At 52.1% G+C, this 12048-nt stretch carries 12 protein-coding genes and 1 pseudogene; 11 read left to right on the top strand and 2 right to left on the bottom strand.

Annotated elements, in window-relative coordinates; genetic code table 11:
• The first annotated feature begins 32 nt into the window (after positions 1-32).
• The 4 genes and pseudogenes from ACH0WD_RS08880 (at position 33) to otsA (ending at position 3423) form a co-directional block, all read left to right on the top strand.
• On the top strand, positions 33-590 hold the full coding sequence (locus ACH0WD_RS08880; RefSeq protein ID WP_000754792.1) for a DJ-1/PfpI family protein: 558 nt from the start codon (positions 33-35) through the stop codon (positions 588-590).
• 228 nt (positions 591-818) lie between these two features.
• Positions 819-1001: pseudogene (gene araH / locus ACH0WD_RS08875) on the top strand (L-arabinose ABC transporter permease AraH); the annotation flags it as partial.
• A 222-nt stretch (positions 1002-1223) separates the two neighbouring features.
• The gene (gene otsB / locus ACH0WD_RS08870) at positions 1224-2027 is read left to right on the top strand and encodes a trehalose-phosphatase (protein ID WP_000830109.1); all 804 of its coding nucleotides are present in this window, start codon (positions 1224-1226) and stop codon (positions 2025-2027) included.
• Positions 2002-3423, top strand: coding sequence for an alpha,alpha-trehalose-phosphate synthase (gene otsA / locus ACH0WD_RS08865; protein WP_000089042.1), 1422 nt, complete (start codon positions 2002-2004; stop codon positions 3421-3423). Before otsB ends, otsA begins: the two co-directional genes overlap by 26 nt.
• Positions 3424-3440: 17 nt before the next feature.
• Here the strand turns inward: otsA and uspC are convergent, their stop codons facing one another.
• Together uspC and ACH0WD_RS08855 are read right to left on the bottom strand one after the other, a co-directional pair.
• On the bottom strand, positions 3441-3869 hold the full coding sequence (uspC, locus tag ACH0WD_RS08860) for a universal stress protein UspC (RefSeq protein WP_000122606.1): 429 nt from the start codon (positions 3867-3869) through the stop codon (positions 3441-3443).
• A complete protein-coding gene (locus ACH0WD_RS08855) occupies positions 3866-3985 on the bottom strand; it encodes a hypothetical protein (RefSeq protein WP_031602422.1) in 120 nt (39 codons plus the stop codon). The genes uspC and ACH0WD_RS08855 overlap by 4 nt, the downstream gene beginning before the upstream one ends.
• A 678-nt stretch (positions 3986-4663) precedes the next feature.
• Between ACH0WD_RS08855 and flhD the strand changes: the two genes are divergently transcribed.
• The 7 genes from flhD to tar all read left to right on the top strand — a co-directional run bounded on the left by flhD (position 4664) and on the right by tar (position 11966).
• Positions 4664-5005, top strand: a complete 342-nt coding sequence (flhD, locus tag ACH0WD_RS08850) for a flagellar transcriptional regulator FlhD (protein WP_001518146.1) — start codon at positions 4664-4666, stop codon at positions 5003-5005.
• Positions 5002-5586 (top strand): flagellar transcriptional regulator FlhC, encoded by a 585-nt coding sequence (gene flhC / locus ACH0WD_RS08845; RefSeq protein WP_000605987.1) that lies wholly within the window; start codon positions 5002-5004, stop codon positions 5584-5586. The genes flhD and flhC overlap by 4 nt, the downstream gene beginning before the upstream one ends.
• A gap of 124 nt (positions 5587-5710) precedes the next feature.
• Entirely contained in the window at positions 5711-6598 is an 888-nt protein-coding gene (motA, locus tag ACH0WD_RS08840) for a flagellar motor stator protein MotA (protein ID WP_000906312.1), read from the top strand.
• A complete protein-coding gene (gene motB / locus ACH0WD_RS08835; protein WP_000795653.1) occupies positions 6595-7524 on the top strand; it encodes a flagellar motor protein MotB in 930 nt (309 codons plus the stop codon). The genes motA and motB overlap by 4 nt, the downstream gene beginning before the upstream one ends.
• Before the next feature lie 4 nt (positions 7525-7528).
• Entirely contained in the window at positions 7529-9544 is a 2016-nt protein-coding gene (gene cheA / locus ACH0WD_RS08830; RefSeq protein WP_000061314.1) for a chemotaxis protein CheA, read from the top strand.
• 20 nt (positions 9545-9564) lie between these two features.
• Positions 9565-10068 carry a chemotaxis protein CheW gene (cheW, locus tag ACH0WD_RS08825; RefSeq protein ID WP_000147295.1) on the top strand — a complete coding sequence of 168 codons (504 nt, stop codon included), beginning with the start codon at positions 9565-9567 and terminating at the stop codon, positions 10066-10068.
• Positions 10069-10304: 236 nt separating this feature from the next.
• Complete coding sequence (gene tar, locus ACH0WD_RS08820; protein WP_000483264.1) at positions 10305-11966, top strand: methyl-accepting chemotaxis protein II; 1662 nt, start codon at positions 10305-10307, stop codon at positions 11964-11966.
• The last annotated feature ends 82 nt before the right edge of the window (positions 11967-12048 follow it).

Below are 12048 nucleotides of genomic sequence, written 5' to 3'. Positions count from 1 at the left end.
TTGATGGGTGACTCGTTAACAAGGAGCAGTCAATGAAAAAGGTCGCGGTGCTGTTGGCACCAGGATTTGAAGAAGCAGAGGCCATTGTTACTCTTGATATTCTGCGACGTTTGCATATCGACGTCGAAACGCTGGCGTGTGCTGAATCACGGGCGGTGGTGAGTTACCATGATATTCCTATGGTTGCGGACAGCACGCTGAGTGAACGCCAGCAGGCGCTTTTCGATGCGGTAGTGCTGCCGGGCGGTCCGCAGGGGAGCGCTAATCTGGCGGCTAATCCGGCGGTGATCGCTTTCGTTGCGTGTCATGATGCGGCAGGCAAATTAATTTGTCCTATCTGTTCCGCGGCGGCAAGGGTGCTGGGTGCTCACGGATTGCTGAAGGGGCGTCGTTATGTCTGTTCCGGCGACCTGTGGAAAGCGGTTCCGGAAGGTGTCTATGTGGATGCGCCCGTTGTTGAAGATGGTAATTTAATTAGCGGCAAAGGCTTGGGTCATGTCTTTGATTTCGCGCTAACCCTTTCCGCCAGACTGCTGGGAGACGATGCGCCGGTTCGCGAACAGGCTGAACATATCTATTATCCCTGGTAATCGTTATTCACCCAGGGCCATAAGGATTAGCTGGCTGATGTTATGGATTAATGTGCTGGCTTTTCTGCCTTTTGGCTGATGAATTCGCTCTGGGTTATGTCATTTTCCGCTAAAACTATTCCCGCCATCAGCATTTATCTAATGAATGAAAGACAGTGCACCGTTTTACGTCTTCTCTAATAAAAATCGTTTGATTTTACCCTACATAAAAAACGCTAAAGCTGGTCAATGACTTCCCTGGGTTATGAGCTAATCGTTATTTCTGCGTGTGTCTTAGGGGGCGTTTTCCTGAAAGGCGGCCTCGGAAAAGTCTCATATGTGGTGGCGAGCGTACTGATATCAGGAGCAGTGGAGAACGCGATGAACCTGCTCAACATTTCACCTTTTGCACAGTACGTGGTTCGCGGCTGAATCCTTCTGACAACAGTTATCTTCGACCATTATAAGTAAAAAGCGAAGCGTATGATTTGATGAATTAACACTCAACTAAACAGTATAGCTTCACGTCATCGCCAACCGCTACCCCGGCTGGCGATGGTCTTTCTAAATGGCGAGCAGCGTCACACTGTCTATACTTACATGACTAATGAGACCGTTTGTGAATCTCAATATGATGATAAGGAGGAGACCAGGGTGGCAGAACCGTTAACCGTATCCCCCGAACTCACTGCGAACTATGCGTATTTTTTTGACCTTGATGGCACATTGGCAGAGATAAAGCCTCATCCCGATCAGGTAGTGGTACCGCATAAAATCCTTCAGTTGTTAGACCGTCTCGCGGCGCACAACGCAGGGGCACTGGCATTGATTTCAGGGCGTTCAATGACTGAGCTGGATGCTTTGGCGAAGCCTTTTCGCTTTCCGCTCGCTGGCGTTCACGGGGCAGAGCGTCGTGACATCAATGGTAAAACCCATATCGTGCGCCTTCCTGAAGCGGTAGTCCGTGAGGTGGAGGCGTTATTACGTTCGACGCTTGCAGCGCTGCCCGGAACGGAGCTGGAGACGAAGGGGATGGCGTTTGCGCTGCACTACCGTCAGGCTCCGGAACATGAAGCGGCGCTGTTGGCGCTTGCGCAACACGTTACGCAGCACTGGCCGCAACTGGCGTTGCAGCCTGGTAAATGTGTTGTGGAAATCAAACCTAAGGGAACCAATAAAGGCGAAGCGATTGCCGCCTTTATGCAGGAGGCGCCCTTTGCGGGACGGATTCCCGTTTTTGTGGGCGACGATTTGACCGATGAGGCTGGCTTTGGCGTGGTGAATCACGCTGGCGGAATTTCCGTAAAAGTGGGCGTCGGGGCAACCCAGGCGGCATGGCGGCTGGAAAGCGTACCCGATGTCTGGCGCTGGCTGGAGCAAATCAATTATCCACAACAAGAACAACAAGTAATGAATAACAGGAGAGATGGCTATGAGTCGTTTAGTCGTAGTATCTAATCGAATTGCCCCCCCGGATAATAAAGGCGGCGCCGGCGGCCTCGCCGTTGGCGTGCTTGGCGCGCTAAAAGCGGCTGGCGGGTTGTGGTTCGGCTGGAGTGGCGAGACAGGTAACGAGGATGAGCCATTAAAAAAGGTGACAAAAGGTAATATTACCTGGGCATCGTTTAACCTGAGTGAACAAGATTACGAAGATTATTACTGTCAATTTTCCAATGCGGTTCTCTGGCCTGCGTTCCACTATCGTCTGGACCTGGTACAGTTTCAGCGTCCTGCATGGGAAGGCTATATGCGGGTGAATGCGCTATTAGCGGATAAGTTATTGCCCCTCATTAAAGAGAACGACATCATTTGGGTGCATGACTACCACCTGTTACCGTTTGCCAGCGAGCTGCGTAAACGCGGCGTGAACAACCGAATTGGTTTTTTCCTGCATATTCCATTCCCGACCCCGGAGATTTTTAACGCTTTACCGCCGCATGATGAACTGCTGGAGCAGTTGTGTGACTTTGATCTGCTAGGGTTCCAGACGGAAAATGATCGCCTGGCTTTTCTGGATAGTCTTTCGAGTCAAACGCGAGTCACGACTCGCAGCGGCAAGCAGCATATCGCGTGGGGTAAAGACTTCCAGACAGAAGTGTATCCCATCGGTATTGAGCCCGATGAGATTGCTCTGCAGGCTGCCGGGCCATTGCCGCCTAAACTGGCGCAGCTCAAGGCGGAACTGAAAAATGTGAAGAATATTTTTTCCGTTGAGCGGCTGGATTATTCGAAAGGGCTGCCGGAACGTTTTCTGGCGTATGAAGCGCTACTGGAAAACTATCCGCAGCATCGGGGAAAAATTCGTTATACCCAAATTGCGCCTACGTCACGCGGCGAAGTACAGGCATATCAGGATATTCGCCACCAGCTTGAGACGGAAGCAGGCCGGATTAATGGGAAATATGGACAATTGGGCTGGACGCCGCTCTATTATCTGAATCAGCATTTCGACCGTAAACTGTTAATGAAGATATTCCGTTATTCAGACGTCGGGCTCGTCACCCCGTTGCGTGACGGGATGAACCTGGTGGCGAAAGAGTTTGTCGCCGCGCAGGACCCCGCTAATCCTGGCGTACTGGTACTGTCACAGTTTGCCGGCGCGGCGAATGAACTGACGTCGGCGTTAATCGTCAATCCTTACGATCGGGATGACGTGGCGGCGGCGCTCAATCGCGCGTTAACGATGCCCCTTGCCGAGCGTATTTCGCGTCATGCGGAAATGCTGGACGTGATCGTTAAAAATGACATTAACCGCTGGCAGGAGCGTTTTATTCATGACCTAAAGGAGGTCACGCCGCGTAGCCCTGAGCGTCAGCAGCAGAACAACGTGGCGACGTTCCCTAAGCTGGCCTGAGATATCGCGAGCGGCGACTAGTCGCCCGCTAACGGTACCAGCAACACATCTACCTGACTGGCGCTGACGACACTTTTTGCCGAGCAGGACGCGCGCGAAAAGAAACTGTGGTTATGGTTGCCGCAAATGACCAGATCAACATGGTGTTTGCGGCACACAGCCAAAATATGCTGGCTTAACTCACCTGATGCGATGAAAGTTTGTTCAATCGGATAATCCGCCTTTTCCCCCAGCATCTTAAGAAAATTCTCGGTTTCCTCATGCATAACCGCGCGTAAATCCTCCATCATGGGCGCGGCGAACTGGTTATACAGTTCAGGATCGGAAGCGAGAGTAATCAGGCTTACTTTCGCCTGAACAGGGCGGGCGATAGAGACCGCTTTAGCCAGTAGCTGGTGACTTTCCGGGGTGACGGCAACGGCGACAAGAATATGGGTGTAGCTCATAACTCGCTCCTTGATTGCAAGAATATGAGATTGTGCTTTAGCTTTACTCTGTTTATCGCATTTCTGCAATGCGCTAATGCCACATTAATGTGAAGGACATCATAATTAACATTAATTATTCTTATGTAAAGAATCGTGGCATAAGACACTTTTTACACACCATCAGGATGCTTCATTTAAACGGGTGAACAAGGAAAGCTAAAAGTTAAATCAAATGAGCTTATTTTTAACAGCGGAGGGCGTATGCTGTGACGAGATTAATTAATAACGTTTAATATTTAAGCCACTGTTTACTAAAGGTAAAATAAAATCGTTTCTAAAATAGAAATAATAGCCTGTTATCTATTATCCTGGCGTTATTTTAACAGAGAGAAACAAAAAAGAATTTGGTGTTGACGTACCCCTATTCAGCAGTGTGGAATAGAAAAAGTGAACATTAGGTTATTAATTAAACAAAGTAAAAGCCATGCTGATGGTTTTATCGTAAGTATTCCGTTAAATTATGTGATCTACATCACATATTTTCTAAAATCGCCGTCCCGCTCCGTTGTATGTCACGAAGCTGACGAGTAGAGTTGCGTCGAATTAGGAAAAATCTTAGGCATTTGTAAAAATTGATGTAAACGTGTAAGGCGAATCTCAGTGGGAAGCTGCGTTATACGTCACAATGTCCACAATGTCTGAGCGCTGCTATGCATTTGACCTTTTTGCTTCTTTTACCGGGCCTTCCCGGCGACATCACGGGGTGCGGCTACGTCGCACAAAAATAAAGTTGGTTATTCTGGATGGGAACAATGCATACATCCGAGTTGCTAAAACACATTTATGACATCAATTTGTCATATTTACTCCTTGCACAGCGTTTGATCGTCCAGGACAAAGCATCTGCGATGTTCCGCCTCGGTATCAACGAAGAGATGGCAAACACACTGGGCGCGTTGACCCTGCCGCAGATGGTCAAACTGGCGGAGACGAACCAGTTAGTTTGTCATTTCCGGTTTGACGATCATCAGACGATCACCCGTTTGACTCAGGATTCGCGCGTCGATGACTTACAGCAGATTCACACAGGTATCATGCTTTCAACGCGTCTGCTCAATGAAGTGGACGATACGGCGCGTAAGAAAAGGGCATGATAATGAGTGAAAAAAGCATTGTTCAGGAAGCTCGCGATATCCAGTTGGCGATGGAGTTGATTAATCTTGGCGCTCGTCTACAAATGCTGGAAAGCGAAACACAGCTCAGCCGTGGTCGCCTCATCAGGCTGTACAAAGAATTACGCGGTAGCCCGCCGCCTAAAGGGATGCTGCCATTTTCGACAGACTGGTTTATGACCTGGGAGCAAAATATTCATGCCTCCATGTTCTGCAACGCCTGGCAATTTTTACTGAAGACCGGCTTATGCAGCGGTGTGGATGCGGTTATTAAAGCTTATCGGCTTTATCTTGAGCAGTGTCCGCAACCGCCTGAAGGGCCGTTGTTGGCGCTGACTCGCGCATGGACGCTGGTGCGTTTTGTTGAAAGTGGGTTGCTTGAATTGTCGAGCTGTAACTGCTGCGGTGGGAACTTTATTACCCATGCGCATCAGCCCGTAGGCAGCTTTGCGTGTAGTTTATGCCAGCCGCCATCCCGCGCAGTAAAAAGACGTAAACTTTCCCGAGATGCTGCCGATATTATTCCACAACTGCTGGATGAACAGATCGAACAGGCTGTTTAACCGAAACGGTGTGGACAAACACTCCAGCAGCGGTAAGTCATTACCGCTGCTTTTTTTTGCCTTGCCTTCGCGTTAATCGCCCGACTGCGCATCCTGTCATAGTCAACAGCGGAAGGATGATGTCGTGCTTATCTTATTAGGTTACCTGGTGGTTATCGGTACAGTTTTCGGCGGTTATGTCATGACCGGCGGACACCTTGGGGCACTCTATCAACCTGCTGAACTGGTCATCATTGGCGGCGCGGGGATAGGGGCGTTCATTGTCGGCAACAACGGGAAGGCCATCAAAGGCACGATGAAAGCGATCCCGTTGTTATTTCGTCGTTCGAAATACACGAAATCTATGTACATGGATTTGCTGGCGTTGCTCTATCGCCTGATGGCCAAATCACGCCAGCAGGGGATGTTCTCCCTTGAACGCGATATTGAAAATCCGAAAGAGAGTGAAATCTTCGCCAGTTATCCGCGTATTCTGGCCGATGCGGTAATGCTTGATTTTATTGTCGATTATCTGCGCCTGATCATCAGCGGCAACATGAATACGTTCGAAATTGAAGCGTTGATGGATGAAGAGATTGAAACCCATGAAAGCGAGGCGGAAGTCCCGGCCAACAGTCTGGCGATGGTGGGGGATTCGCTGCCTGCCTTTGGTATCGTCGCGGCGGTAATGGGGGTGGTTCACGCTCTGGCTTCAGCCGATCGTCCGGCAGCGGAGTTGGGGGCGCTGATTGCCCATGCCATGGTAGGTACGTTCCTCGGTATTTTACTGGCTTATGGATTCATTTCACCGTTAGCGACCGTTTTGCGCCAGAAGAGCGCCGAAACCACCAAGATGATGCAGTGCGTAAAAATCACACTGCTGTCTAATCTGAACGGCTATGCGCCGCCGATTGCCGTGGAATTTGGTCGTAAAACGCTTTATTCCAGTGAGCGTCCATCGTTTATTGAGTTGGAAGAACACGTTCGCGCAGTGAGAAACCCAAACCAGCAGCAGACGACTGAGGAAGCATGAAAAATCAGGCTCATCCCATTGTCGTCGTAAAACGCCGCAGGCACAAACCGCACGGCGGCGGGGCGCACGGTTCCTGGAAAATTGCCTACGCCGATTTTATGACGGCGATGATGGCTTTTTTTCTGGTGATGTGGCTGATTTCCATCTCCAGCCCTAAAGAATTAATTCAGATTGCCGAATATTTTCGTACGCCGTTGGCCACCGCGGTAACGGGGGGGAATCGGATTGCCAATAGCGAGAGCCCGATACCAGGCGGCGGCGATGATTACACCCAACAGCAGGGTGAAGTGGAAAAGCAGCCGAATATCGACGAGCTGAAAAAACGGATGGAGCAGAGTCGGTTAAACAAACTGCGCGGCGATCTGGATCAACTGATCGAATCCGATCCCAAACTGCGCGCGTTACGTCCGCATCTGAAAATTGATTTAGTTCAGGAGGGGTTGCGCATCCAGATTATCGACAGCCAGAACCGCCCGATGTTTAAAACCGGTAGCGCCGAAGTTGAGCCGTATATGCGCGATATCCTGCGTGCGATTGCGCCAGTGTTAAACGGTATACCTAATCGCATTAGCCTGGCCGGCCATACCGATGACTTTCCCTACGCGAACGGCGAAAAAGGCTATAGCAACTGGGAGTTATCCGCCGATCGCGCCAATGCCTCGCGTCGCGAACTGGTCGCTGGCGGGCTGGATAACGGAAAAGTATTACGGGTGGTTGGCATGGCCGCCACGATGCGGCTGAGCGATCGCGGTCCTGATGACGCCATCAACCGCCGTATAAGCCTGCTGGTGTTAAACAAACAGGCGGAACAGGCCATTTTGCATGAAAACGCTGAAAGCCAGAATGAGCCGGTAAGTGTATTACAACAGCCTGCGGCAGCCCCGCCGGCAAGCGTACCCACATCGCCAAAAGCGGAACCGAGGTGATAGCGTGAGCATGGATATTAGCGATTTTTATCAGACATTTTTTGATGAAGCTGACGAGCTGTTGGCTGATATGGAGCAGCATCTGCTGGATTTGGTGCCGGAATCCCCGGACGCTGAACAACTGAACGCCATTTTTCGCGCGGCGCACTCCATTAAAGGCGGCGCGGGCACATTCGGCTTCACTATTCTGCAGGAAACCACACATTTAATGGAAAACCTGCTGGATGAAGCCCGACGCGGTGAAATGCAGCTCAATACCGACATTATCAACCTGTTTTTGGAAACGAAAGATATTATGCAGGAACAGCTCGACGCCTATAAAAACTCCGAAGAGCCGGATGCCGCAAGCTTCGAATATATCTGCAATGCGCTACGCCAGTTGGCGCTGGAGGCGAAAGGCGAAACCACGCCGGCGGTCGTAGAAACCGCGGCACTAAGCGCGGCGATCCAGGAAGAGAGCGTAGCCGAAACCGAATCGCCTCGTGACGAGAGTAAACTGCGCATTGTACTTTCACGGTTGAAAGCCAGTGAGGTCGATCTGCTTGAAGAAGAGCTGGGCAATCTGGCTACTCTGACGGATGTCGTTAAGGGGGCGGATTCACTGTCGGCAACTCTGGATGGCAGCGTCGCGGAAGATGACATTGTCGCGGTGCTCTGTTTTGTCATTGAGGCCGATCAGATCGCTTTTGAAAAAGTGGTCGCCGCGCCGGTTGAAAAAGCGCAAGAGAAAACCGAGGTAGCGCCGGTAGCGCCTCCGGCAGTTGTTGCGCCAGCCGCCAAAAGCGCGGCCCATGAACATCATGCGGGGCGCGAAAAACCTGCGCGTGAACGCGAGTCCACCAGCATTCGCGTGGCGGTAGAGAAAGTGGATCAGCTCATAAACCTGGTCGGCGAGTTAGTGATTACCCAGTCAATGTTGGCCCAGCGTTCTAACGAGCTGGACCCGGTAAACCACGGCGATCTCATTACCAGTATGGGGCAGTTACAACGTAACGCCCGCGACTTACAAGAGTCGGTGATGTCGATTCGTATGATGCCTATGGAGTACGTCTTCAGCCGTTTCCCGCGTCTGGTACGCGATTTAGCGGGCAAACTGGGCAAGCAGGTAGAGCTGACGCTGGTGGGGAGCTCCACTGAACTTGATAAAAGCCTGATCGAACGCATTATCGACCCGCTGACGCACCTGGTGCGCAACAGTCTCGACCACGGGATTGAAATGCCGGAAAAACGCCTTGAGGCGGGGAAAAATGTTGTCGGCAACCTGATTCTTTCCGCAGAACATCAGGGCGGGAATATTTGTATTGAAGTGACCGATGACGGCGCGGGGCTTAACCGTGAGCGTATCCTGGCGAAGGCCATGTCGCAGGGGATGGCGGTGAATGAAAACATGACCGACGATGAAGTAGGCATGTTGATCTTCGCGCCGGGATTCTCAACTGCGGAACAGGTCACGGATGTCTCCGGTCGCGGCGTTGGCATGGATGTGGTGAAACGTAACATTCAGGAGATGGGCGGTCACGTTGAGATCCAGTCAAAACAAGGCTCCGGCACCACGATTCGTATTCTGCTGCCGCTGACGCTGGCCATCCTCGATGGGATGTCGGTTCGCGTGGCGGGGGAAGTTTTTATCCTGCCGTTAAATGCGGTGATGGAGTCGCTGCAACCGCGTGAAGAGGATCTTCATCCGCTGGCGGGCGGCGAACGGGTTCTGGAAGTTCGCGGCGAGTATTTGCCGCTGGTCGAATTGTGGAAAGTGTTTGACGTGGACGGGGCGAAAACCGAAGCCACGCAGGGCATTGTTGTGATCCTGCAAAGCGCGGGACGCCGTTACGCGCTGCTGGTCGATCAGCTCATCGGTCAGCACCAGGTGGTGGTCAAAAATCTGGAAAGCAATTATCGCAAGGTACCGGGGATTTCCGCCGCGACGATCCTGGGCGACGGCAGCGTCGCGCTGATTGTTGATGTTTCCGCATTGCAGGGTTTAAACCGCGAACAACGTATGGCGATCACAGCCGCCTGATTGAGTGAGAAGGGAATAATATGACCGGTATGAGTAATGTAAGCAAACTGGCCGGCGAGCCGTCAGGTCAGGAATTCCTGGTGTTTACACTGGGAAATGAAGAGTACGGCATCGATATCCTGAAAGTGCAGGAGATCCGTGGCTATGACCAGGTGACGCGTATCGCCAATACACCGGCCTTTATAAAAGGGGTGACTAACCTGCGCGGCGTGATTGTACCCATTGTCGATCTGCGCGTGAAATTCTGTGAAGGCGACGTTGAGTATGATGACAATACGGTAGTGATCGTACTGAATCTGGGGCAACGCGTCGTCGGGATAGTGGTAGACGGTGTGTCTGACGTACTGTCGTTAACGGCGGAACAAATCCGTCCGGCGCCAGAATTTGCCGTGACCTTGTCAACAGAATATTTGACGGGATTGGGCGCGCTCGGCGAGCGTATGCTGATTCTGGTGAATATCGAAAAACTGCTTAACAGCGAAGAGATGGCGCTGCTGGATATCGCAGCATCACACGTCGCGTAATAACGTTGCCGGATGGCGTCGCGCCATCCGGCAATATTCACCGTTATGCTTCCGCCAGCGGTGAGAGTGCCTCTTCATCGCCCGCGCCCAGCCCCTGCATTTTGCGCCGGCATCGCCGCTGCGACACTGTTATTGTCAATATCGTCTTCCGGAACAGCGTATTTCCTTTTTGCAAAAGTAAAGTTATCACCGCAGGTGCCGATAACGTTGATAACTCGTTATCAGGAAGGTGCCTTATGTTTAACCGTATCCGCGTTGTCACAATGCTGATGATGGTGCTGGGGGTTTTCGCACTGCTACAGCTTGTTTCCGGTGGTTTGCTGTTTTCTTCATTACAGCATAACCAGCAAGGTTTTGTTATTTCTAACGAATTACGCCAGCAACAAAGCGAACTCACGTCGACATGGGACTTAATGCTGCAAACGCGCATTAACCTGAGCCGCTCCGCCGCACGCATGATGATGGACGCTTCTAACCAGCAGAGCAGCGCCAAAACGGATTTACTCCAGAATGCAAAAACGACCCTCGCACAGGCGGCGGCGCACTACGCCAATTTCAAAAACATGACGCCATTGCCAGCGATGGCGGAGGCCAGCGCGAACGTCGATGAAAAATATCAGCGCTATCAGGCCGCATTAGCCGAACTTATTCAGTTTCTGGACAATGGCAATATGGATGCCTACTTCGCCCAGCCAACCCAGGGAATGCAAAACGCGTTGGGCGAGGCGCTGGGCAATTACGCCCGGGTGAGCGAAAACCTGTACCGCCAGACATTTGATCAAAGCGCTCATGACTACCGTTTTGCGCAATGGCAACTGGGGGGGCTTGCGGTCGTGCTGGTGCTGATTTTGATGGTGGTTTGGTTCGGCATTCGTCATGCCCTGCTTAACCCATTAGCGCGAGTGATTACTCATATCCGTGAAATTGCCAGCGGCGATCTGACGAAAACGCTCACTGTCTCAGGACGTAATGAAATTGGCGAACTGGCGGGAACGGTTGAACATATGCAACGCTCGCTGATTGACACCGTGACGCAGGTTCGTGAAGGTTCGGATGCGATTTATTCCGGCACCAGTGAAATTGCCGCCGGTAATACCGACCTCTCTTCCCGTACCGAACAACAAGCCTCCGCTCTGGAGGAGACGGCGGCCAGCATGGAACAACTGACGGCCACCGTGAAGCAAAACGCCGATAATGCCCGTCAGGCTTCGCAACTGGCGCAAAGCGCCTCCGAGACCGCGCGTCATGGCGGCAAAGTGGTCGACGGCGTAGTAAACACCATGCACGAAATTGCCGACAGTTCGAAAAAAATCGCTGACATTATCAGCGTTATCGACGGTATTGCCTTCCAGACTAACATTCTGGCGCTGAACGCGGCGGTAGAAGCGGCGCGCGCGGGAGAGCAGGGGCGCGGTTTTGCGGTCGTGGCAGGCGAGGTGCGTAATCTGGCCAGCCGCAGCGCCCAGGCGGCGAAAGAAATAAAAGCGTTGATTGAAGATTCCGTCTCGCGTGTCGATACCGGTTCAGTGCTGGTGGAAAGCGCCGGGGAAACCATGACTGACATCGTCAATGCCGTTACGCGCGTCACGGATATCATGGGCGAAATCGCCTCCGCCTCGGATGAGCAAAGCCGGGGTATCGATCAGGTCGCTTTGGCCGTTTCCGAAATGGATCGCGTAACGCAACAGAACGCCTCGCTGGTTCAGGAATCCGCAGCGGCCGCCGCCGCGCTGGAAGAGCAGGCCAGCCGTCTGACCCAGGCGGTATCGGCTTTCCGCCTGGCATCGCGACCGCTGGCGGTAAATAAACCTGAGATGCGTTTATCAGCGGACGCTCAGTCCGGCAATACGCCGCGGCCCTTAGCCGCCGGGGATGATGCGAACTGGGAAACCTTCTGATCGACGTGCGCTGTGTGCTGTCGGTTCTCGATTAATTTGCGAACCCGCCGATCCCTTTCGTCTGGTTCGCATAGATAAAAGC

It is taken from the genome of Salmonella sp. 2020_1395 (assembly GCF_043848115.1).
In the GTDB taxonomy this organism is placed as follows: domain Bacteria; phylum Pseudomonadota; class Gammaproteobacteria; order Enterobacterales; family Enterobacteriaceae; genus Salmonella; species Salmonella enterica.
Note: the sequence above shows the minus strand (reverse complement) of the source record. Positions and strands in the feature narration are given on the sequence as shown.

Bases quoted from the DNA above. Each gene is read 5' to 3' on its own strand.
- flhD (WP_001518146.1), top strand. From the start codon at position 4,664: ATGCATACATCCGAGTTGCTAAAACACATTTATGACATCAATTTGTCA.
- motB (WP_000795653.1), top strand. From the start codon at position 6,595: ATGAAAAATCAGGCTCATCCCATTGTCGTCGTAAAACGCCGCAGGCAC.
- flhC (WP_000605987.1), top strand. From the start codon at position 5,002: ATGATAATGAGTGAAAAAAGCATTGTTCAGGAAGCTCGCGATATCCAG.
- cheW (WP_000147295.1), top strand. From the start codon at position 9,565: ATGACCGGTATGAGTAATGTAAGCAAACTGGCCGGCGAGCCGTCAGGT.
- uspC (WP_000122606.1), bottom strand. From the start codon at position 3,869: ATGAGCTACACCCATATTCTTGTCGCCGTTGCCGTCACCCCGGAAAGT.
- tar (WP_000483264.1), top strand. From the start codon at position 10,305: ATGTTTAACCGTATCCGCGTTGTCACAATGCTGATGATGGTGCTGGGG.
- otsA (WP_000089042.1), top strand. From the start codon at position 2,002: ATGAGTCGTTTAGTCGTAGTATCTAATCGAATTGCCCCCCCGGATAAT.
- ACH0WD_RS08880 (WP_000754792.1), top strand. From the start codon at position 33: ATGAAAAAGGTCGCGGTGCTGTTGGCACCAGGATTTGAAGAAGCAGAG.